We start from the raw sequence: 20,725 nt of genomic DNA on the forward strand, positions 1-20,725 counted from the left end.
CCGGCCCGGCCGGCCCCGGGCGCCCCCGGCGGGCCCGGCCGGTCCGGGACCGCGGAGGGTTTCCGTCGTGTCACGAAACCACCACAGCCGGACCCGGCGTGCGCCGCTCCTGCCAGAATCGTGACCGCGGACCGGCTACCAGGGGGAAGCATGGACCACACGCAGTCGGACCCGGCGACGGACGACGGCACGGCAGCCGGGCCCCCCGAGCCCGGCCCACCGACCGCGGGGCGGCACACCACCAGTACGCACTTCGTCGGCATCGGTGTGGCCGCGTACCGGGAGGGACTGCCGGACCTGCCCTCGCCGGTCCGGGACGTGACCCGCCTCGCCGCCGCGCTCCGCAAGGTGTGGCAGGGGCCCGCGGCCCGTACCGGCCACACCTTCTCGACCACCCTGCGCACCGACCCGACCTCCCGGGACATCGCCGAGCTGCTCGCCGGCCCGGCGCTGCCGCCGCACAAGATCCCGGGCCCGGCCCGGTCGTCCTACCTGTTCGTCCTGTGGAGCGGCCACGGTGACCTGGCCGGTGACCGGCTGCTGCTGGCGACGGCCGACACCGCCGTCACCGCCTCCGGGTGGGACCCGGCGGTCGAGGCCCGGAGTCTGGTCGCGTGGGCGGCCGCCGCCGGCGCCCGGCAGCTCCTGCTGGTGGTCAACTGCTGCTTCGCCGGGGCCGTCACCGGGCTGGAGGAGGTCGCCGACCGGATCGCCAACGCGGTCGACGAGGCCGAAGGCGCACGGGACTTCCTCTGGATCGGGCTGCTCGCCGGCGCCGACACCGGACAGCGTGCCGCGGACGCCCTGATGACCCACCACCTGCGACGGGTCCTGGAGAAGGGTCCGGCCGAAGCGCGCCGCGGCCGGGCCCCCTGGCTCGCCGGCCAGCCCATGGTGTCCGCGCAGGACGTCGTCGACGAGCTGATGGACGGCTGGTCGCAGGACGTGGGGCCGTACTCCGCCCAACGACCGGTGTTCCGCCCCAACCTGCAACGGCCCGACATGCGCCACCGCGACCGGACCGAGTGGATCGAGATGTTCCCCAATCCCCTGTACCGGCCCGGCACCGGCCCTCAGGTGGTCCAGCACCTGCTGGAGGCGGCGCGCGGCTCCGGCGTCCTCCCCGCCCAGTTGCTGTTCAGCGGACGGCGGACGGAGGTGGAGCTGGTGGTCGGCCGGGTCCGGTCGGGAGTGCCCGGGCTGCATGTCGTCACCGGCCCCGCCGGCACGGGGAAGTCGGCGATCGTCGGACGCGTCGTCAGCCTGTCCGACCCCGCGGAACGGGACCGGGTGCTCGCCGGGGACCAGGACCCCGGCCATGCCGACCCCGGAGCCGGCTCGGTGCACGCCAACGTGCACGCCCGTGGGCGTTCGGCCGAGGACCTCGCCGCCGAGCTGGACGACCAGCTGATCGGCGCCGGGATCATCGACGCCGCCGACGACGGGGAGCCCCGCACCTGCACGGCCCTGGTCGCCGCGGTCCAGGCCGCCCGCACCACGAGGAGGCCGCGCGACGACGGGAACGACGGGAGCGGTGCCGGTTGCCCGGTGATCGTCTTCGACGGCCTCGACGAGGCCCGGACGAGGCGGACCCGGACCGCCAACGACACCTGGCGCCGCGACGCGTTCGACATCGCCGAGCGGCTCGTCCTCCCGCTCGCCGAGACCGCCACCGTCGTCGTGTCGACCCGCGACCTGCCCCGGGACGACGGGCCCGGCGAGGATCTGCTGCGCCTCCTCTGCGGCGCGCGCCCGCCCGCCCTGGACCTGGCGGCCGAGGAGTACCTCGCCGGGGCGGAGGAGGCCGTCCGGGGCTACGTCCGGCGCCGGCTCACCGGACTGCCCGGACACCCGGCCGCCGGGCCGGGCGGCGCGGCAGGACCGGACGGCCCGCTGTCGGTCGCCGACGCCGACCGGGTCGCCGACCACGTCCTCGCCTCCGTACCGGCCGACCGTACGGGCGTGTTCCTGCTCGCCCGCGTCATCACCGACCAGCTGGCCGCGCGACTCACCGGTACCGTCCCCTCCGGCCGCGCGCCGGGCGACGCGACCGACGCGGACAGCGCCGGTGACCGCACGGCGGCCCGGCCGGACTGGCTGGACCGGCTCAGCGGCAGCCTGGAGGAGGCCGTCCGACGCGACCTCGCCGACGTCGCCGCCCCCACCCGCGAGGCTCTCGCCGCCGACCCGCCCGCCCACGCCCGGATCCTGCTCACCGCACTCACCTGGGCCCTGGGCGCCGGCTTCCCCGAGGCCGAGTGGCTGAGCGTGGCGAGCGCGATGGCCCGCCGGCGCGAGCTGCTGGCCCCCGACGACCGCTACCGGACCGAGGACGCCGACTGGCTCCTCGGCGCCCTCGGCCGCCACGTCACCCAGGACGTCCTGGACGATCCTGCGGGAGGGGTCGGCCCCGCCGTCTACCGCATCGCCCACCAGAGCGTCGTCGACCTGCTGCACCCGCCGTTCAGCCCGACCCGGGCGGCCCCCTTCGACACCGCCGCGCAGGAGGTGTTCGACGCGCTGTTCGCCGAGGCCCGCGACCGGATGGCGGACGGTCGGTCGCTGATCGAGGCCCGCTACCTCTGGCTGCGGCTCAGCGACCACGCGGCCCGGGCCGGCGAGGACGGCGTGGCCGGGATCGCCGCGCTCGGTGAGATCACCGAGAACCTGATCAGCCTGGCCGTCACCGCCGGCACGGTGGCGGAGCAACTGCTCGACCACGGCTTCGGGGACCGCGCCGCGGCGATGTACGACCTCGCGATCGGCAGCTGGCGGGCCGTCGCGGCGTCGGACCCGTACCCGGGAGTCCGCGGAGCGCTCGCCGAGACACTGGAGAACGCCGCGTCCGGTGTCCTCATCGGCGGCGGCGCCCCCACCGCCTACCTCGCGCTCATCCAGGAGGCCCGCGACCACTTCGAGTTCGTCGTGGCCGAACTCGGACTGTCGGCCGCGGGGAGCGACCTCGCCCGGGTCCTCGCCAAGGAGGCGGACCTGTGGACGACCATCGACCCCCCGCAGGGCCGCGAGCCGGCCGAGAAGGCGCTCCGGCTCACCCTGCACCGGTCCGCGGCCGACCTGCGGCTGATCGCCCTCGCCGCCAAGATCGCGGTGGAACAGTCCTGTGGCACACCGGAGAACGCCCTGAGCGCGCTGCGGGAGGTCCTGGAGCTGACCCGGCTCGGAGGCCGGCCGTCGGACGACCCGGCGACCGTGCCCCCGGCGACCTCCGAAACGCCGACCGGCGCCCCCGAGCCCCACGGGGCCGGCGAACTCCTGGACGACGACGTGGAGGCCCCCGACCCACAGACCACCGTCGTGCTGAACCAGGCCGCGACCGTCCTGTACCGGCTCGGCCGGTTCGCCGAGGCGGAGACGGCACTGACCCGGGCCGTCGCGGGCTGGCGGGCCATGGCCCGCACGACGCCGGAACGCGTCCGGTGGCCGATGGGTGACACCCTCGGCGTCCTGGCCGGCGTCAGGTGCGCGCGCGGTGACGCCCGGCGGGCCGTCGAGGCCGGGCGGGAGGCGGTCGAGCTGCTCGACGTGCCCCACCGCGACGGGGGGGCGAACGTCCTCCTGCTGGCCAAGGCCGAGGCCAACCTCGCCGAGGCCTACGCCCTCGACGGCTCCGCCCGCGAGGCGATCACCGTGGCCACCAGCGCCGTCGGACGGCTGCGCCCGCTCGCCCCGGACCAGCCGGGCGCGGCGGTGATCCTGACGGTCGCGCTGTTCAATCTCGCCGGCGGGTACGCCATCCACTCCGGGACCTCCACCGCGGCGTCGACGCGCACCGAGGGGCTCCACCTCGTCCCCCTGGCACTCGCCGACGAGGCCATGGACCTGCTGGACACCCTGGTCGGAGCGGATCCGGTGCGCTTCACCTCGGACTGGCTGACCGGGGCCGGCAGCTACCTGGCGGTCTGTCTGACCCTGGGGAGGCCGGAGGACGCCCTGCCCCGTCTGGACCTCGTCCTGGAGACCGCCCGGCGCCGGTACACCGGCGAGGGCGACCCGGACCCGGCCGTCTTCGTCAAGGCCCTGCGCCACGTCGGCGAGGTGCTGGAGGACGGCCGTCCGCGCGGCGACGGAGCCGAGGACACCGCCCGGCGGCACACGATGCTGGTCCGGGCCGTCTCCTGCACGGAGGAGGCCGTCGAGGTGCTGCGGAGCTGGGCCGAGCGGGAACCCGACGCCGTCGCCGACCTCTGCGAGGCCCGGTTGGACCTGGCCCGTCTGCTCCGCCTGCTGGCGGCCGAGTGGCAGGAGACCCGGCCCGGCGACGCCGAACGGGCCGAGGGCCTGGAGACCGAGACGCTGGAACGTCTCCGTACCGCCCGGGCAGCCGAGCCCGACCGGTACGCCGACCAGCTCGCCGCGGCCCTCGACTCCCGCGCCCGCCGGGTCCCGCGGGAAGAGGCCGTCGACCTGCGCGGCCAGGCGTTCGAGCTGCTGCTCGGGCTGGTCCGGGCCGACTCCTTCGACGACACCACCCAGCGCACCCACGCCGTGGCGGGCCGGCTCGCCGCCGACCTCGACGCGCTCGGCCGAGGTGCCGAGGCGGCGGTCGTCTGGGAACGCCTGGCCGCGCAGCCGTCGCCGTTCGCCTTCACGGCCCGGTTCCGTCAGGAGGGCTGGGACACCGCCGCCTGCGTCGCCTACCTCGTGGAAGCCTTCGCCGCACCCGGGCTCACCGACCAGCTCACCCTGGAACTCCTGCTGGCGGCGCAGCAGTTGCGAGTCGACGACCCGGAGGAGTTCGACCGGCGCTGGCTCGAACTCTCCGGCGAACCGCCGCCGCCCGGCATCACCGAACCCGTCGACCTCGACCAGGTCTCCCTCCTCGAAGTCTGGCTGCTCCAGCCCACCCTGGAGGCTCAGCACGACATCCTCACCCGACATCCTGAGCTGCTGGGCCCGGAACTCGACGAGGTCGTCGCCGACCTGCCGGACGTCATGGCCCGCCCCCTCGCACCCGGCGTCGCCCCGCTGCCGATCCCGGTACTGCGCGGGCTCCGGTGGCTGGCCCGCACCTACGGCGTGGCCGAGAGCGCGGCGGACGCCGTCCGGGCGCGGATCGAGCGGTTCCTGACCGCGCCCCCCGCCGAGCAGTTCGCGATCATGGAGGAGGACGGCCCGTTCCTCGTCGGAGTCGCCGACACCCTGCTCCCCGAGGAGCCGAACTTCTGGCTCGCGGAGCCGGGCCTCGTCATCGCCTGGTGCCTGATCGCACTGGAGCGTACGGAACACCCCGGCCCCGACCCGGGGTGGCGGCGACGCGCAGCCGCGGAACTCGCCGATCCCGGCGGCCTGATCGATCTCAGCCGCGAGTCGCTGCTCGGCGCCGTGGACGGCCGGCCGGCCTTCGCGCTCGCCATGATCGCCCACCACACGGCGGACGACGAGTTCTACGGCGGCGTCGCCCTGCTCTTCGCCGCCATGGGAGGGATCCTGGCCGGCGTGTGGGCGCCCGACACCTGGGCAGCCGCCTTCACCGACGCCTTCCGCACACTCCCCCCGGAAGCCGCCGCCGTCATCCGGTCCGACCTGCGCGCGCTGGCCGCGTCGGACCCACGGTTCGCCGCACTGGCCGAGGTCGAAGGCGAGACAGGCAGCGGAGCCGCCGGCGGCGTCGAGGGGGACCGATGACGAATGCGGGCACCGCGCCGAACGGCCGCCCCGGCCCCGCACCACAGCCGTCCGGCCCGCCCGGCACCCCCTCCGCCGCCCTGGACCAGCAGTGCCTGATCGGGTACGTCTTCACCCCCGCCGACGCCCCGGGGCTGGCCCGGATGGCCGAGCTGTGGGCCGACGCCGTCCGGCACTGGCCCCTGACCGCCGGACCGACCGGCACACCGGCCGTCCGACCGGGCGTCCCACCCGCCGTCCCACCCGCCGACCTCCCGGCCGCCGACGGCGTGCTGTGCCTCGCCCCGGCCCGGCCCGGCACACCGGGCCTGCATCAGATGCTGCTCCGCCGCTACCGCGACCGGCTCTGCCTGGCCGTCACCCTCTCCCCGCCCCACGGCGACTGGACGGCGCTGTACGAGCAGTGGCGCCGGGCCGTCCCGGGCGACCACCCCGCCGAACTCGGGCAGGCCGTCGTCCTCACCGCCGTCACCCCCCTCGCCGGCCCGCCGACCGCGCCTCCGCCGGCCACCACCCCTTCGCCGTCCGCAGCGGCCGCCGCAGGCGCCCTCCACGACGCCGTCCTCGCCGCCCTGCCCGGCACCCCGCCGACGGCCCTCGCCGTCGCCCCCGGCCCGCTGCCGGTGTTCGAACCCCCGCCCCGCGGTACCGTCTCCGCGCCACGCGTGCTCGCCGTCCTCTGCGCCCCGGGCCAGGAGGCCGAACTCGACGGCTGGACCTGGAGCGACGGCACGGCCGCACTCACCCCGCTCGCCCGGTACCTCCTGCACGCGGCCGGTCTCCGCCGCCTCACCACCGCGCTCGACACCCGGCAAACCCGGGCCGACACCGTCGCCGCCGACCTCGAACGCGCCATCGCCGCCCTGCACGCCCTGCTCGACGGGCCGTCCACCGACGACCTCGTCCCGCACGGCCGCCGCCTGCTCGTCCGCACCCGGACCGAGCTGCTCAGCCTGGTCACACTGCGGACCAGGCTCGCCCAGGACGCCCGCGACGCCGAGATCGTCGCCCACAACCTCCGGGTAGCCCTCGGCGCCCGGCACACACCGGGGCAGGACACCACCGACTACGGCTTCGGGGCCGACCTCGCGACCGCCGCCCGCCTCGCCCACCGCGCCCAGGACGGCGCCGCCTGGCTCGCCTCCGTGGAGGAGCGCACCCAACTGATCGTCGCCGCCGCCGAGACCGCCGTGGCCGAACAGCTCCGGCTGCGGTCCGAGCGGGAGTCCCGCCGGTTCGAGCAGGTCACCCGGCGGAACACCGCGATCGTCGGCTCCCTCCTCATGCTCCTCGCCGCCGTCCAGTCGCTCCAGTACGCCGTCCCGCTGCCGGGCCGCCTCAAGCCCGCCGTCATCGCCCTGCTGGCCGCCCTCGCCCTCCGGCTCTCCCTCACCACCCCACCGGGAGTCCCCCGGCGGACCCGCTACTCCGTCGTGGCACTCGCCGTCACGGCCGGCACCCTCGCCTGGTGCGCCGAGGGCCTCGGCGGCGCCCTCCTGCACGCCGCCGTCAGCCCGGGCCGCAGCCTCGCCGTCGCCCTCGGCGCCGCGCTCTGCGCCACGGCCGCCGAACTCCTGCGCCGACGCGGCCGGTCGTCACGGCCGCCCGGTTCCTCTACTCTCGGCCCATGACGGCCAACCCTCCCACCCCGCTCGCCACCCGCATCGGACCAGAACTGGCCGAGGAAGCCGAGGAGTTGCTCGACCTCGTACGCCTCTGGCAGCTCCGCGCCTGGGCCGAGGTCGACGGCCTCCTCGCGGAGGTCGAGGCGGCCGTCGCCGCCGGCGACCGCGTGACCGTCGGCCGCCTCCTCAACGCCCTGCGCACCAAGGCTCCGGAGATGGCCGTCCAGGAGGTCAACGACCTCCGCCCGATCTCCGCCGACAGCGCCGAACGCATCGACCGCATCCTCGTCAACGACACCACCCCGGACAACCCCGCTCCCCCGCCCCCGGCCGCCTGACCCCGGCCGCCCCCGCCCCGCTCCCGCCGGCCCCGCGTTCACGAGGCCGCCGCGACCGTCGCCGGCCGGTACGAGGCACTCCGCCGCCACCGTGCCGCCGGATCGGCGCGCCGGTCGACAGGGGCCGCCCGTGACCCGTTCGGCGGAAACCCGAATGCATCATCTGGCAAGCAGCAGAAGGCTTTTGAGCCTACGGTGCGGTTCGAGGGGGCTTCCAGACGAGAGGTGAGCACTGCCATGGCAGGAAAGTTCGAGCTGTACACGGACGAGAGCGGCATGCACCGGTTCCGGCTCAAGGCGAGCAACGGCACCGTCGTGGTGACGGGCGACCCGCAGGAGAACCGGGACGACTGCATCAAGAGCATCGAGTCCCTCCGGAAGCTCGCTCCCTACGCGGAGCTGAAGGAGGCGGCCGCCCGGCCGGCCTGAGCGCCCCGGTAGGCCCCTCGGCGGGCGGGGACGCGGGTCGGCGGGACAAATCGCCGACCCGCGTTCGTTTGTACGACAGATCCCTTTGGCCACGTGCACGCCGGACCCGGACAGAACTCAGGCATGCGTGTCGTCATCGTCACCGAATCCTTTCCCCCCGAGGTCAACGGCGTCGCCCACAGCGTGCTGCGGACCGCCGAGCACCTGCTCCGCCGGGGCCACCAGCCGCTCGTCGTCACTCCGGCGCCCGCACGCGGCGCGCAGAGCCCGTCACACACCTTCGGTGCCGGTCCGGCCATGGCCGACCTCCCCGTGGTGCGGGTCCCGTCCGTCCCCCTTCCCGGCTACCCCCAGGTCCGGATCGCACTGCCCAGCCGCCGGCTGGCCGCCGCGATCCGGGGTCACCGGCCGGACCTGGTGCACCTGGCCAGCCCGTTCGTGCTCGGCGCGCGCGGCGCACAGGTCGCCACCCGGCTCGGCCTGCCGGTCGTCGCCGTCTACCAGACCGACCTGGCCGGGTACGCGCACGCCTACCGGGCCGGGCGCGGACTCGGCGAGGCCGCCGCCTGGCACCGGATCCGCTCCGTCCACGGCCTCGCCTCCCGGACGCTCGCGCCGTCCACCCCCGCCGCGCAGGACCTCACCGCGCACGGCGTCGCCCGGGTCCAGCTCTGGCCGCGCGGCGTCGACTCGGCCCGCTTCCACCCGCGCCACCGCGACGAGGCCCTGCACCGGGCGCTCGCCCCCGGCGGCGAGGTCCTGGTCGGGTACGTCGGGCGGCTCGCGCCGGAGAAGCGGGTCGACCTGCTGGCCCGGACCTCGGCCCTGCCGGGGGTACGGGTCGTGATCATCGGCGACGGACCGTCCGCGCCGGGGCTGAAGGCCGCCATGCCCGGTGCGGTGTTCCTCGGCCGGCGCACCGGGGAGGAGCTGGCCCGCTGCTTCGCCACGCTGGACGTGTTCGTGCACACCGGGCCGCTGGAGACCTTCTGCCAGACCATCCAGGAAGCGATGGCCAGCGGGGTCCCGGTGGTCGGCCCGGCCGCCGGTGGACCGCTGGACCTCGTCGCGCACCACCGCACCGGCCTGCTCGTCCCGCCCCGGGACGGCGCGGCGGTCGCCCGGGCGGTGACCGCCCTCGCCGAGGACGCCGAGCTACGGGCCGCGTACGGCCGGGCGGGGCGGGCCGAGGTGACCGCCCGCACCTGGGAGGCGGTCGGGGACATGCTGCTGCGGCACTACGCGGAGGTGCTGGCGGAGCACCACGGGGCGACGGCGGCGACGGCATCCACGCCGGAGCCGGTAGCCGTGCCGGTGCCGGTGCCCGCAGCCGTGCCCCTACCGGTAGCCGTGCCGGTTCCGGTGCCGGTGCCGGTGCCGGGGAGCGTGCAGGCCGCTGCACCCCGGGCGGACACCACCGGCCGGAACGGCCTGCACGCCGTCCAGGAGACCGCCGACGCCGCCGGGAGCGCCGCGGGAACCCGCGCGCACGCCACCCGGGACGCGGCCGGCACTCCGGTCACGGAGGAGCTGACGGCATGACCGCCGGACCGCTGCGCATCGTCCGGGTGGCGAACTTCGTCACCCCCGTCTCCGGCGGGCTGCGGACCGCACTGCGCCACCTCGGCGCGGGCTACCGGGCCGCCGGGCACGCACCGGTGCTGGTCGTCCCCGGCGAGCGGCGAGCCACGGAGGAGGGCGAACAGGGACTGGTCGTCACCCTCCCCGGGCGGGTCCTGCCCGGCAGCGGCGGCTACCGCCTGCTCACCGACCGGCGCGCGGTCGCCACCGAACTGGAACGGCTCGCACCCGACCGGCTGGAGGTCTCCGACCGGACCACCCTGCGCTGGACGGGCTCCTGGGCGCGACGGCACGGCGTCCGATCGGCGATGGTCTCGCACGAGAGTGCCGCCGGACTGCTGCGCACCTGGGGCCTGCCCGGCCCGGTCGCCGGCGCGGCGGCCGACCGGCTCAACGGCCGCACCGCCGGGTCGTACGACACGGTGATCTGCACGACGGACTGGGCCGCCGCCGAGTTCCGCCGCCTCGGCGTCCGGAACGTGGCCCGCGCGCCGCTCGGCGTGGACCTCGCCGCCCTGTGCCCGCCGGGCGCCGACGAACGGGCCGAGGAACGGGCCCGGTACGCGACACCTGGCGAGGTGCTGCTGGTGCTCTGTTCGCGGCTCTCCCCCGAGAAGCGTCCCGAGCACGCGCTCGACGCCCTCGCCGAGCTGCGCGCGCGTGGCCTGCCCGCCGTCCTCGCGGTGGCCGGCGCCGGACCGCTCAGGTCGCGGCTGGCCGCCCGGGCCGCCCGTGACCGGCTGCCCGTGCACTTCCTCGGGCACCTCGCCGGGCGCGACGCGGTCGCCCGCCTGCTCGGCTGTGCGGACGTGGTCATCGCCCCCGGGCCGGTGGAGACCTTCGGGCTGGCGGCGATGGAGGCGCTGGCCTGCGGCACGCCGGTGGTCGTCAACCGCTGCTCCGCCCTGCCGGAGCTGGTCGGCCCGGCCGGGGTGGCCGCCGAACCCACGGGCGCCGGGTACGCCGACGGAGTGCACGACCTCCTCGCGCGCCCCGAAGCGGCCCGGCGCGCCGCCGCCCGCGCCCAGGCCGAGCGGTACGGCTGGCCCGCCGCCGTGGCCGCCTTCCTGGCCGCTCACGGTGCATCCGGCACACCGGGCGCACCACATGCATCCGGCGCATCCGGCGCACCGGGGACCCACGACGCGGGATAGCGGAAGCCCACGGGCCGCAGGCAGGGAGCCGCAGGACCGGCGCGGAGCAGGAGGGCGGCCCCCGTCCTCCCGCTCCGGCGAACGCGCATGCGCATGCGCAGGACGGAACGGCCGGGCCGGAGGGCCCGGGAAGGTGTGGGAGGTGCGATGAACACGATCGCGGCGGTGGACGAGGGAGACGGCACCGTTCCGGGTGCCGCTCACGGGGCGACACGGGCGAGTGCACGACGGACCGGCGAACCGGTCCGGTTCGTGGCACTCGGGGATTCACTCACCGAAGGGATCGGCGACCCGATCGCCGACGGATGGCGCGGCTGGGCGGCGCTGCTCGCCCGGTCACTGGCCCCGCCGCACACGGGTGTCGAGTTCACCAACCTCGCACGGAGCGGCGCACTCACCACCGACCTGACGGCCGAGCAGCTGCCGACGGCCCTGGCGCTGCGTCCGCAGCTGGCGGCCGTGGTCGCCGGCGGCAACGACACCCTGCGGTCCGGCTTCGACGTCGCACGGACCGCGCGGGCGCTCGACGCCGTCCTCGGCCGGCTCACGGACGGCGGCGCGCAGGTGCTCACCGCCTGCCTGCCCGACCCGGGCACGCTGCTGCGGCTGCCGCCTCCGCTCGCCCGGCCGCTGGCCCGGCGGATGCGGGCGGTGAACGCGGTGGTGCACGCCCTCTCCGTCCGCCACGGGAGCGTCCACCTGCACATCGCCGACCTGCCCTGGAGCGCCGAGCGGCAGTTGCTCAGCGTCGACCGGCTGCACCCGAGTGCCGAGGGCCACCACCTGATCGCCCGGGGCTTCCACGGCCTGCTCGCGGACGCCGGGCGCCCGCTCGGTCCGGCCCCCGTCCCGGAGCCGGTCGAACCGCCGCCGGGCACGCTGGCCGACCTCTGGTGGATGGCCACCCGGGGCACCCGCTGGGTCGTGGACCGCAGCACGGACCTGCTCCCGGGCCTGCTGGCGCTGGCCGCCGTCGAGGGCTCCGCCCGCCTCCGGGGCACCACCTGCCGTCAGGACGAGCTGATGACCCGCGCCACGACCGCCGCCCTCACCTCCCTCCCGCCCGTCACCTCCCTCGGGCGGGCGGCCGGCTCCGAACAGGACGGCGGGGGCCGCCTCCCGTCCGGCAATTGATCTTGTGCTGCGGTCGGGGCCGGGCCACCATGTGGTGCACCAGGACGCGGCCGACCGAGGTCACGCCCGCCTCCGCGAATGGGGTGACCCGTTGTCAGGTGTGGATTCCACCGGTCCCGGGAAGCTTCGCTGGTCCGGCCGACTCGGCCGGCAGCCCGCCTCGCTCCGCGAGGTCGACGGCCGGCACCTGCTGCAGATCGGTGACAGGTCCACCCTGCTCGACGCCCGCACCGGCGTCCGGCACCGGAGCAGCCTGCTGAGCAGGCGCATCATCGTGCACCACCCGGACCGGGCCCCCTTCGTCCACCGCTACCGGCTCCCGTGGATGCTGCAGCTGGCCCCGCTCTGGGAGACCGCGTACGACCGCTGGTCCGCCGAGGCCGACGACCCGGGCCTGACCCTGATCGAGCTGCTGGGCGGGGCGGACGACTGGGACTAGCCGAGCAACCCGGATCGGCCAGCTGCCCGGCCGGTCGTCGACGGACCGGCTCCGGCCGCTCCTCCGGACCCGGGGAACCGTCGGGGGCGGTCGGGGTGTCAGGGTAGGGAGGACGGCGGAGGGAGCGGAACGTTGACGGAGCGTACGGGGCATGCGGGGCGCGAGTTGTTGGCGGCGGCCGGGGTGTTGTTCCCCGACCGGCGGGGGCGGGTGCTGGTGGTCCGGCTGCCGTACGACCGGGAGCACCCGGTGGCCGTACCCGGCGGGGGCTGGGAGCCGCAGGACCGTTCGCCGCGCGACACGGCAGCCCGGGAGATCGCGGAGGAGCTGGGGTTCACGCCCCGCCTCGGGCCGCTGGCCTGCCTCGACTGGACGCTCGACCACTCCCGTCCGCCGATCGCCGCCCACCTCTACTGGGCCGACCCGCTGACGCCGGAACAGGCGGCGGCGATCAGGCCGGACCGGGCCGAGGTCGGCGGCTGGGCGTGGCTGACCCCCGAGGAGGCGGGCCACGCGCTGCCACCCCGGCTCTCCCGGCGGGTGACGGCGTGCCTGCGGGCGCCGCGCTCGGCCGCGCCGCTGGAGCTGGAGGACAGCCTTCCGGCCGGGCACACCCTCGACCACCTGGCGGCGGGACCGCCGCCCGCGTACACGGGACTGGCAGGACTGCGGCTGGAGGGAGCGGAATCGCCGGGCGTCGCGGCGAGGGCCCCCGGGCTCGTCGCGCCCCCGCTGGACCGGGAGGCCTACATCGCCACCCGGCCACGGATCCGGGCCAAGGCGCGGACGGTGTTCACGGACCGGGCGGGCCGGGTCCTGCTGGTGCGGCTGCGGCCGTGGGACGGCCCGAAAGGCAAGGTGCCGTACTGGGTGCTGCCGGGCGGCGGCGTCGAGGCGGACCGGGAACTGCCGCGCGCCGCGGCCCGCCGGGAGGTCCGCGAGGAGCTGGGGTGGGCGTGCGAGCCGGGCCGGCTGCTGGCCGTGGACTGGCTCCCCGGCCGGGACGCGGACCCGGCGAGCACCCGGGACACCGCCGTGCTGGTGTACGTCTTCGACGGTGGCACGGTGACCGAGGAGCGGCTGGCCTCGATCGCCCTGGCCGAGGACGAGCTGGTCGAGTGGCGGCTCTGCGATCCGGCCGAGGCGCGGGCGCTGCTGTCGGCCTCGTCGTGGGCCAGGACCTCGGCCGCGCTGGCCGCCCGCGGGCGGCCGGGCGGACCGGCCGAGCTGGTCGGCGGCCGACCGGCGCACTGAGCGCCGGGGCACGCGGAAGCGGCCGGACGGCCGGCGCACCGGGGTGACGGGCCGGGTGGCGGCCCGGCCGACCGACGGGACGAGCGGCGAGACAGGTGGCGGCCCGCCGGTCCACACTGGTCGCATGCAGAACGGGATCGGAGCACGGCAGACGATCGAGGACGCCCTGGCCGGCCGCCGGGTGGCGTCGGTCAGCGGCGGCGGACGGCTCGACCTCACCCTCGACGGTCCGGTGACCGTCCGGGTGGCGCACGAGTTCCGCTTCTCCGCGCCGTCGGAGGTGGAGCACTTCTACCCGGAACTCACCGTCCATCCCACCGGCGCGCTGCTCGGCCTGGTGGGCCGGACCGTCGACGGGGCCCGCGTGACCATGGCCGGAGGGCTGGAGCTGGTCTTCGACGGGGTCGGCACGCTGTCCGTCCCGCCGCACGCCCTGCTCGCGCCCTGGCGCGTGTTCACGCCCGAGGGCGCGGTCTGCACCGGTCTGCCCGGCGGCGAGGTCGCGTGGTCGGAGGACGGCAGGACCGGCTGAGCCCGCCCGGGCAGGCCCGAGCACGCCCGGCACCTGCTGTCCCGAGGCAGCCGACCGGGCGGCCTTCCCGGAGTGGCCCTCGGCCCGGAACGGCCGTCCGGGGTGAACGGTCGACCCGTCAGTCCTGGGCGATGGCCGGGTCCATCCAGATCACCTCCCAGAGGTGCCCGTCGAGGTCGGCGAAGGTGCGCCCGTACATGAACCCACCCTGTTCGGTGGCCTCACGCGGCTCCACGGCTCCCGCGGCGACCGCCTTGTCCACCAGCGCGTCGACCTCGGCGCGGCTGTCGACACCGAGCGCCAGGATCGTCTGGGCGGTCGCGGAGGTGTCCGGGATCTCCTTCTCGGAGAAGGACTTGAAGAACGGCTCGGTCAGCAGCATCGCGAAGATGGAGTCGCTGATGACCAGACAACCGGCCTTCTCGTCGGTGAACTTCGGGTTGAAGGCGTAGTCCATCGACGTGAAGAACTCGATGGACCTGGCGAGGTCCTTCACGGGGAGGTTGACGAAGATCTTGGTCGACATTGCACGGGCCTTTCTCGTCACGACGTCCGTCTCGACGGCCGTTCTGCTGAACGAACCTCAGCCTTGCAGACGGCACCGACACCCGGCCCGGACCCCGCGCCGCGCGTCGCGGGGTCCGTCGCCCGTACAGAGGCCTGAGCGGTCGGAGGCCGGTCAGACCTCCAGGTCCGCCTCGATCTTCGTCAGCTGGTGGCGGGCCATCGCCAGGTTGGCCCGGCCCTTGTCCAGGGCCAGGTAGAGGAAGAGCCCGTTGCCGCTGCGGCCGGTGAGCGGGCGGATCAGGTGGTACTGGCTGCTGAGCGTGATGAGGATGTCCTCGATCCCGTCCTTCAGGCCCAGCATGTCCATGGTGCGCATCTTCGCCCGGACCACGTCCGTGTTCCCTGCGGCCGCGACGTTGAGGTCGATGCCACCGGCTCCGTCGAGGGTGGCCAGGGCCATCCCGCTGTTGTAGTCGACGAGGGCGGCGCCGATGGCGCCTTCGATCACGGTGAGGGCCTGCTTGAGCGCGCCTGCGGCGTCCGTCATGTCGGTTCTCCGGTTCGGTGGTGGGGTTTCAGGTCGGACAGGTCAAGAGGGTGGAGCAGGTCGAGAAGGTGGAGCGGTCGTGAGGGAGGAGCAGGTCGAGAAGGTGGTCGGGTCGTCGGGTGTCCGGTGCTGCGTGCCGCCGGTCAGAAGGCCGCTTCCCTGGACTCCCGCACCTCCTTGGGCGCGAGGGTGTCGTCGAGGAGCGCGGCGATGCGCTGGGCGGAACGGCGGGCCTCCAGGTGCAACCGGCCCACGTTCGCGTCCGGGTGGGCGAGGAGCGTGAGGACGCAGCTTCCGCCGGCCGCGTACGTGGCGACGTAGCCGTGCTCGCCCCGGACGAGTGACTCCCGGAAGTCGCCCTGGCCGGTGCTGTCGGCGAGCCGCTGGGCCAGGCCGAGCGAGGCGGCGGTCATCGCCGCCAGGCTCGACGGCTCGGTCCCGTGGGTGTCGTGCGCGACGAGCTGGCCGTCGACACCGGCCACCAGACCGCCCGCGAGGTGTGGTACCCGATGCCTGAGGGCGCGGAGTTCGGCGAGCAGTTCGGTCTCCAAGGCGATCAGTTGTCTCCTTCCGACACGCTGCTTGAGCGCCCGCCTCATGGCCGTGAGGGCGGGGTCGCGGGCGGAGAGTGGTTCAAAGTCGGGCCTCCAGAAGGGTTCTGACCCGGATCAGCAACGCGATGTCCGGATCGGGGGCGGTCAGCGGGTGGGCTGCCGGGGTCGAAGGTCGGGCGGAGGCGGCGGAGGCGGCAGCGACGGACGCCGCGTAGGCGGCCGGGGCCAGCGCGGCCAGCGCCGCACCGGGTACCCGCCGGTGCAGACCGCCGGACGCGGACGGTTCCCCCGGGGCGTCCCCGCTCCCCGACCCGGCCCCGCTCCCGACCCCGGGGTCGGAGCCGGCAGCGACACCGGCACCGGAGCCGGGCTCGGACTCGGCCCCGGGCCCGAGCAGCAGTCCTGCGGCGGCCAGCCGGCGGACGTCCACCGTGGTGGCGAACGCCGAGCGGCCGAGCAGCCGCGCCAGCTCCGCCGGGGTTCTTCGGCCGTCCGCGTGGTCGAGCAGGTCGCGCTGGTAGCGGCTCGGCGGGCGGATCCGGCGCGCGTGGCGGCCGGGGGCGGCGGGGAGCCGTGCGGCCGGACGGACCGGCGCGGTGTCGAGCTGGGGCCACGGCCAGATGCGGTCCAGCAGGATCCGCCGGCGTTCGGCCTCCCGGCGGAGCCGGGGGACGCCCACGGCCGCCACGGGGCCGAGCCAGTGCCGCACACCCGGTGCGAAGGTCCGGAAGGCGAGGGCGGCCGGGGCGTCCAGGAGGAAGCAGGCCGCGTCGTAGAGGGCGCCGAGGTGACAGAGCTCCAACTCGCCGCGGGTGAGCCGGCCCTGTTCGACCAGGGCCTCGCCGACCCCGGCATACGGGCCGGACCGACGGACCTCCTCCTGCCAGGTGGCGGGGGTGAGCCGGCCGCAGGCGGTGAGCAGGGTGGCGAGGTCGGGTGTCCGGTCGGACTCGGCGTGGGTGACCAGGCCGTCGACGAGGTAGACGGTGCCCGCGGGCCCGCGCAGGGCACCGGTGGCGTGCTCGGCGGCCAGCCGTTCGACAACCGCGCCGGGCGTCCAGCCGGGGTGCACGGGAAGGGGTGCGGCGCCGGGAGCGGACACCGGTGCGGCGCCGGGAGCGGGCACCGCGGCAGGGCCGGGACCGGGCGCCGGTGCGGGGCCGGAGGAGGGAGCGGGGCCGGGGCCGGAGGAGGCGGTACGGGCCGCGGGGACGGAGCCGAGGGCGACGGCCTCGGCCGGAACCGTCGGCCGCCCGGCGGGTGGCCGAAAGCCGACGACCGTCCCGCCCGCCGTAGCCAGGTCACTCGTCCGGAAGTTCGTCATCCGAGCACCAGTTCCTCGGCGAGCGACTGGAGACGGTAGCGGGCGCCGGCGAGATTGCCCTCGCTGCGGTCCAGCCAGAGGTGCAGGACCAACCGGCTGTCGAAGACGGTGTCGATGAAGCACAGCAGGTGGTAACTGCGGCCGGCGGTCACGATAATGTCCTGGAGCGGCGCCTTCGAGTCCTCCGAGCCGGTGAAGGTCGGGCTCTCAACAGCCGCTCGTACCAGGTCGGTTGCCTCCGCAGCCGACGTATCATGGTCGCCGGTGGGGCTGACGCCGACGCTGCCCAGTGCGAGGCCGCTGCTCCAGTCGACGAGACTGGCGGCGCGGGCTCCTGCGATCGCCATCGCCTCGGTCAGGCATTCGTCGATACCCGGCACTCGGGCTCCTTCGGAGGGTTCGGGGAGGCTTCGGGGAGGGGTCCGGGACGGCCCCGCCGAGGTGGCTTCGCAGGCCGGAGGGTGTCGGGGAGGGTTCCGGGCAGCCGGGCGCACGCACCTCCGGGCCGCGCGGCACCGGCCGGACCGCCACGACCAGTGGCGGGTTCGACACGGAAGGCTACTGCCGGAATCTGTACGACGAACATTCCAATGGCATATTCACACCATTGGGGCCGACTTTCGGCCAACCTTTGACGGACCGTCAGCCCGCAGGTCACCGCAAAGTCGCAGACCGGGAGAGTGCGCTCGCGAAGGGCCGCCGATCCACCTGGAGCGCGACCTTGGCGGGTTGTCACCGCCGCCGACGGGTTTCGGCCGGGCCGTGCGATAGGACCGATCCGCACAACGACGAAGCGGCCGCCCCCTCGGAGAGGGGACGACCGCTTCGGATGGAGCGCCAGGCCCGGGTTGAACGGACTCTCCCTACTGAAAGTAGGACGTGCTCCGGTAGCACCACTGACGCCTGCTCGGGAGGCCGCTCTTCGCTTCGCGAAGATCGTTTCCTCTCGACGGGTTGAACACTAGCAGGACATCACGCCTGGTCAGAAATCGAACGGCAGGGGCCCTCGGCGTCGGGACGGCGCGCTCGTACAGCTCGTGCGTGAACGGTTCGGCGGACGGGGCCGCGGCCGGCAGACGGATGATCCCGGGGTGCTCGGCGAAGGTGTCACGGCAGGCGCGCGCAGGGGTGCGCAGCGCGTCCTCCCACGGCCGGTGCCGGACGCACTGCTCGCCGATGGTGCGGACGAGGTCGGCGCGCACCAGGGCGACAATCTCCGCCCGGCCGGCGACGTGGTCGTCCGGCGCGGGCGCGACGGACGGACCGAGACTGTCGACCTGGCCGGCGGCGCCCTACTGCCCTGGGGGGCGACGGCCACGCCCACCGCCACCGGCACCACCACCGCCGGGCACTGCTCGGCGGCGCGGTGGTCCGGCTGCCGGGCTTCCACTCGGCAGACCTCGGGCCGGGATCGTCCGCTCCCTGCTGGTGCTCGCCCTCGCCGTGCCGACCAGGGGCGGGGCGTTCGGCGACTCCTTAGTGGTGGCCGCCGCCACCGACGACCCGGCCGGGGTGTTCTCCACCGCCATGACGGATGACGTCGGCGGCCGGGCTACGGACGCGCAGCGGGTCCTGATCGTCACCAGCCGGCCGGCCGCGCGGCTCGCCTGCCGGCTCACCTCACCCGAGGTGAACCGGCCCCTGGTGTCGATCGGCCCGATGGCCCTCCTGATCGGCGTCGGCCTCGCACCGAGGAGGCGGGCCCACCGGCCGGAGGTGTACGCCCGGCTCGGCGGCAGCAGGGTGGTCGCAGCCTGATCCGGCCCGATCGAAGGGGGAAGTGCCGCGCTCCGCCCGTCCGTTGGGCCGCCGACGCGGTGGGCAGCGGACGTCGGTGGGCGTACGATCGAAGGGCGACGACCACTCGACCGGCCACGCGGTGGCCCTCTCCGTGGCGGCCACGCGGCGACCGCCTCCGGGTGTGTCGGGGGAGGGTTCCCGCTGTGCGCACTCCGCCCGGGACGGCCGGACTCGCGCCGGTGACGGCTCCCGGCGGGCGGGCGCTCCGCCCGGGCGCGCGCGACAGACCGGATCCGCGGGCCTGTGGGCCCGGCGCCGCACCCGACGACGTGATCGGCAGCGGGCCCGACGTCCGGCCCGACGACGGAGGAGGAGTAGCAGCGCATGTCAGTCTTCACCACCCCCACAACCGGGGCTCACGGCGATCACCAGGCCATCGAGACGATCCCCGTGGGCCAGACCCCGCACAGTGTGGCGGCGAGCCGGGACGGTCGCCGCGTCTACGTCACCAGCTTCCTGGACGGGACGGTGACCGCCGTCGACACTCCGGCGAACACCGTGGCCACGACCTTCCCCGCCGCCGTCGGCCCCTACGGCGTGGCCGTCGCGGCCGACGGCGCGCGCGTGTTCGTCGCCGAGAACAGCTCGACCTTCATCCACGTGTTCGAGGCCGCCACCGGCGACCAGGCCGTCTCCACCGGCTTCGGCACCCGCCCGTACGGCCTGGCGATCACCGCCGACGGATCGCGACTGCTGATCGCCAACGCCATCGACGACCAGGTCCTGGTCTCCGACACCCTCACCAAGACCCGCGGGATCCTCACCGGTGTGGACTTCCCGGTCGCCCTGGCCGTGAGCCCGGACGGCCGCCTCCTCTACGCCAGCAACTACTTCCGGGACTCGGTCACCGTGATCGACGCCACCGGCATCCCGACGCTGGAGGAGACGGTGCCCGCCGACGTCGTGGCGACCGTCCCGGTCCGGCGGGGACCGTACGGGCTGGCGGTCAGTCCGGACGGCGGGCGGCTCTTCGTGGCCCACTTCCCGTTCGACACCGTCTCGGTGGTCGACACCACCACCCACACGGTCACCGGCACGATCCCCGTCCCGGGCGGCCCGCGCGGCGCTGCGACCAGTCCGGACGGGTCGAGGCTCTACGTCACCAACTACTTCGACCGGACACTGTCGGTGATCGCGGTCTGAGACTCGCCGGCCGGACCACCGGCGCGGCGGCGCAGCGGCACTGTCGGTACGTCAGGATATGGTCCCCTCTCAAGATCCCGTACCGGAGAGCCGGTTCGAAGATCCGTTCCACTCTTCAAGGGGGAGCCCGGCCATGGGCAGCACCGACAGCGGCGCGTACGAGGGATTCACGGCCGAGGAGCGGGCCGCGATGAAGGACCACGCCAAGGAGATGAAGACGGCCGCGCGCCGCGGCTCCCGCGCCGACAAGGCGGCGGAGGCCGAGCGGGACGTGCTCGCGAAGATCGCCGAGATGCGGGACTCGGACCGGATCATGGCCGAACGCGTCCACGCCGTCGTCGCCGCCAACGCCCCGACCCTCGCACCGAAGCTCTGGTACGGGATGCCCGCCTACGCGCTGGACGGCAAGGTGGTCTGTTTCTTCCAGAGCGCCGAGAAGTTCAAGGCGCGCTACGCGACGCTCGGGTTCAGCGACCTGGCGCAGCTCGACGAGGGCCCCATGTGGCCGGCGGCCTTCGCCCTGACCGAGGTGACGCCCGAGGTGGAGGCGCGGATCGCCGACCTCGTCAAGCGATCGGTGAGCTGAGCCCCCCTCGGCGAGCACCCGGCCCGGCCCCGACCCGACGGCACCGCCCGGCCCGGCCCGACGGCGCCCGGCCGGGGCCGGCTCCGGGGCGCGCGCCGCTCGCAGTCTTTTCGCTCGCATGTTCGATTACGG

At 75.4% G+C, this 20,725-nt stretch carries 18 protein-coding genes and 1 pseudogene; 13 read left to right on the forward strand and 6 right to left on the reverse strand.

Features of this window, described 5'->3' with window-relative positions; genetic code table 11:
• The first annotated feature begins 150 nt into the window (after window positions 1-150).
• The 10 genes and pseudogenes from ACFWOG_RS05030 (at window position 151) to ACFWOG_RS05075 (ending at window position 14,132) form a co-directional block, all read left to right on the forward strand.
• Complete coding sequence (locus ACFWOG_RS05030; RefSeq protein ID WP_380354927.1) at window positions 151-5,646, forward strand: hypothetical protein; 5,496 nt, start codon at window positions 151-153, stop codon at window positions 5,644-5,646.
• The gene (locus ACFWOG_RS05035) at window positions 5,643-7,277 is read left to right on the forward strand and encodes a CATRA conflict system CASPASE/TPR repeat-associated protein (RefSeq protein WP_380354930.1); all 1,635 of its coding nucleotides are present in this window, start codon (window positions 5,643-5,645) and stop codon (window positions 7,275-7,277) included. The genes ACFWOG_RS05030 and ACFWOG_RS05035 overlap by 4 nt, the downstream gene beginning before the upstream one ends.
• Window positions 7,274-7,609, forward strand: coding sequence for a hypothetical protein (locus ACFWOG_RS05040; RefSeq protein WP_355405082.1), 336 nt, complete (start codon window positions 7,274-7,276; stop codon window positions 7,607-7,609). The genes ACFWOG_RS05035 and ACFWOG_RS05040 overlap by 4 nt, the downstream gene beginning before the upstream one ends.
• A 237-nt stretch (window positions 7,610-7,846) precedes the next feature.
• A complete protein-coding gene (locus ACFWOG_RS05045) occupies window positions 7,847-8,038 on the forward strand; it encodes a DUF1508 domain-containing protein (protein WP_329880092.1) in 192 nt (63 codons plus the stop codon).
• A gap of 123 nt (window positions 8,039-8,161) precedes the next feature.
• Window positions 8,162-9,316 (forward strand): annotated as a pseudogene (locus tag ACFWOG_RS05050) (glycosyltransferase family 4 protein); the annotation flags it as partial.
• 260 nt (window positions 9,317-9,576) lie between these two features.
• Window positions 9,577-10,773, forward strand: a complete 1,197-nt coding sequence (locus ACFWOG_RS05055; RefSeq protein WP_380354933.1) for a glycosyltransferase — start codon at window positions 9,577-9,579, stop codon at window positions 10,771-10,773.
• Window positions 10,774-10,920: 147 nt separating this feature from the next.
• Window positions 10,921-11,907, forward strand: coding sequence for an SGNH/GDSL hydrolase family protein (locus ACFWOG_RS05060; protein WP_380354935.1), 987 nt, complete (start codon window positions 10,921-10,923; stop codon window positions 11,905-11,907).
• Between the two features lie 91 nt (window positions 11,908-11,998).
• Entirely contained in the window at window positions 11,999-12,346 is a 348-nt protein-coding gene (locus ACFWOG_RS05065) for a hypothetical protein (protein ID WP_380354937.1), read from the forward strand.
• A gap of 132 nt (window positions 12,347-12,478) precedes the next feature.
• Entirely contained in the window at window positions 12,479-13,600 is a 1,122-nt protein-coding gene (locus ACFWOG_RS05070) for an NUDIX domain-containing protein (RefSeq protein WP_380354940.1), read from the forward strand.
• A 124-nt stretch (window positions 13,601-13,724) separates the two neighbouring features.
• Window positions 13,725-14,132 carry a DUF6188 family protein gene (locus ACFWOG_RS05075; RefSeq protein WP_329950987.1) on the forward strand — a complete coding sequence of 136 codons (408 nt, stop codon included), beginning with the start codon at window positions 13,725-13,727 and terminating at the stop codon, window positions 14,130-14,132.
• Window positions 14,133-14,250: 118 nt separating this feature from the next.
• Here the strand turns inward: ACFWOG_RS05075 and ACFWOG_RS05080 are convergent, their stop codons facing one another.
• The 6 genes from ACFWOG_RS05080 to ACFWOG_RS05105 form a co-directional block, all read right to left on the reverse strand.
• Window positions 14,251-14,658 (reverse strand): VOC family protein, encoded by a 408-nt coding sequence (locus tag ACFWOG_RS05080; protein ID WP_380354942.1) that lies wholly within the window; start codon window positions 14,656-14,658, stop codon window positions 14,251-14,253.
• A gap of 153 nt (window positions 14,659-14,811) precedes the next feature.
• Entirely contained in the window at window positions 14,812-15,186 is a 375-nt protein-coding gene (locus ACFWOG_RS05085; protein ID WP_329880100.1) for a hypothetical protein, read from the reverse strand.
• Between the two features lie 143 nt (window positions 15,187-15,329).
• A complete protein-coding gene (locus tag ACFWOG_RS05090; RefSeq protein ID WP_329950986.1) occupies window positions 15,330-15,737 on the reverse strand; it encodes a roadblock/LC7 domain-containing protein in 408 nt (135 codons plus the stop codon).
• 82 nt (window positions 15,738-15,819) lie between these two features.
• Entirely contained in the window at window positions 15,820-17,064 is a 1,245-nt protein-coding gene (locus tag ACFWOG_RS05095) for a hypothetical protein (RefSeq protein ID WP_380354944.1), read from the reverse strand.
• The gene (locus ACFWOG_RS05100) at window positions 17,061-17,444 is read right to left on the reverse strand and encodes a hypothetical protein (protein ID WP_329880103.1); all 384 of its coding nucleotides are present in this window, start codon (window positions 17,442-17,444) and stop codon (window positions 17,061-17,063) included. The genes ACFWOG_RS05095 and ACFWOG_RS05100 overlap by 4 nt, the downstream gene beginning before the upstream one ends.
• 483 nt (window positions 17,445-17,927) lie before the next feature.
• Window positions 17,928-18,266, reverse strand: coding sequence for a hypothetical protein (locus tag ACFWOG_RS05105; RefSeq protein ID WP_380354947.1), 339 nt, complete (start codon window positions 18,264-18,266; stop codon window positions 17,928-17,930).
• 226 nt (window positions 18,267-18,492) lie between these two features.
• On the opposite strand from ACFWOG_RS05105, the gene ACFWOG_RS05110 reads away from it, so the two are divergent.
• From ACFWOG_RS05110 to ACFWOG_RS05120, 3 genes are all read left to right on the forward strand, one after another.
• Entirely contained in the window at window positions 18,493-18,822 is a 330-nt protein-coding gene (locus ACFWOG_RS05110; protein ID WP_380354949.1) for a hypothetical protein, read from the forward strand.
• Window positions 18,823-19,188: 366 nt separating this feature from the next.
• Window positions 19,189-20,007, forward strand: coding sequence for a beta-propeller fold lactonase family protein (locus ACFWOG_RS05115; RefSeq protein ID WP_380354951.1), 819 nt, complete (start codon window positions 19,189-19,191; stop codon window positions 20,005-20,007).
• A 133-nt stretch (window positions 20,008-20,140) separates the two neighbouring features.
• The gene (locus tag ACFWOG_RS05120; protein WP_380354954.1) at window positions 20,141-20,593 is read left to right on the forward strand and encodes an iron chaperone; all 453 of its coding nucleotides are present in this window, start codon (window positions 20,141-20,143) and stop codon (window positions 20,591-20,593) included.
• Window positions 20,594-20,725: the final 132 nt, after the last annotated feature.

The organism is Kitasatospora sp. NPDC058406, assembly GCF_042722765.1.
Taxonomy (GTDB): domain Bacteria; phylum Actinomycetota; class Actinomycetes; order Streptomycetales; family Streptomycetaceae; genus Kitasatospora.

Excerpts from the sequence above, each read along its gene's own strand:
- ACFWOG_RS05075 (WP_329950987.1), top strand. The coding sequence starts at position 13,725 with ATGCAGAACGGGATCGGAGCACGGCAGACGATCGAGGACGCCCTGGCC.
- ACFWOG_RS05045 (WP_329880092.1), top strand. The coding sequence starts at position 7,847 with ATGGCAGGAAAGTTCGAGCTGTACACGGACGAGAGCGGCATGCACCGG.
- ACFWOG_RS05060 (WP_380354935.1), top strand. The coding sequence starts at position 10,921 with ATGAACACGATCGCGGCGGTGGACGAGGGAGACGGCACCGTTCCGGGT.
- ACFWOG_RS05115 (WP_380354951.1), top strand. The coding sequence starts at position 19,189 with ATGTCAGTCTTCACCACCCCCACAACCGGGGCTCACGGCGATCACCAG.
- ACFWOG_RS05085 (WP_329880100.1), bottom strand. The coding sequence starts at position 15,186 with ATGACGGACGCCGCAGGCGCGCTCAAGCAGGCCCTCACCGTGATCGAA.
- ACFWOG_RS05120 (WP_380354954.1), top strand. The coding sequence starts at position 20,141 with ATGGGCAGCACCGACAGCGGCGCGTACGAGGGATTCACGGCCGAGGAG.
- ACFWOG_RS05080 (WP_380354942.1), bottom strand. The coding sequence starts at position 14,658 with ATGTCGACCAAGATCTTCGTCAACCTCCCCGTGAAGGACCTCGCCAGG.
- ACFWOG_RS05095 (WP_380354944.1), bottom strand. The coding sequence starts at position 17,064 with ATGACGAACTTCCGGACGAGTGACCTGGCTACGGCGGGCGGGACGGTC.
- ACFWOG_RS05035 (WP_380354930.1), top strand. The coding sequence starts at position 5,643 with ATGACGAATGCGGGCACCGCGCCGAACGGCCGCCCCGGCCCCGCACCA.
- ACFWOG_RS05040 (WP_355405082.1), top strand. The coding sequence starts at position 7,274 with ATGACGGCCAACCCTCCCACCCCGCTCGCCACCCGCATCGGACCAGAA.
- ACFWOG_RS05055 (WP_380354933.1), top strand. The coding sequence starts at position 9,577 with ATGACCGCCGGACCGCTGCGCATCGTCCGGGTGGCGAACTTCGTCACC.
- ACFWOG_RS05030 (WP_380354927.1), top strand. The coding sequence starts at position 151 with ATGGACCACACGCAGTCGGACCCGGCGACGGACGACGGCACGGCAGCC.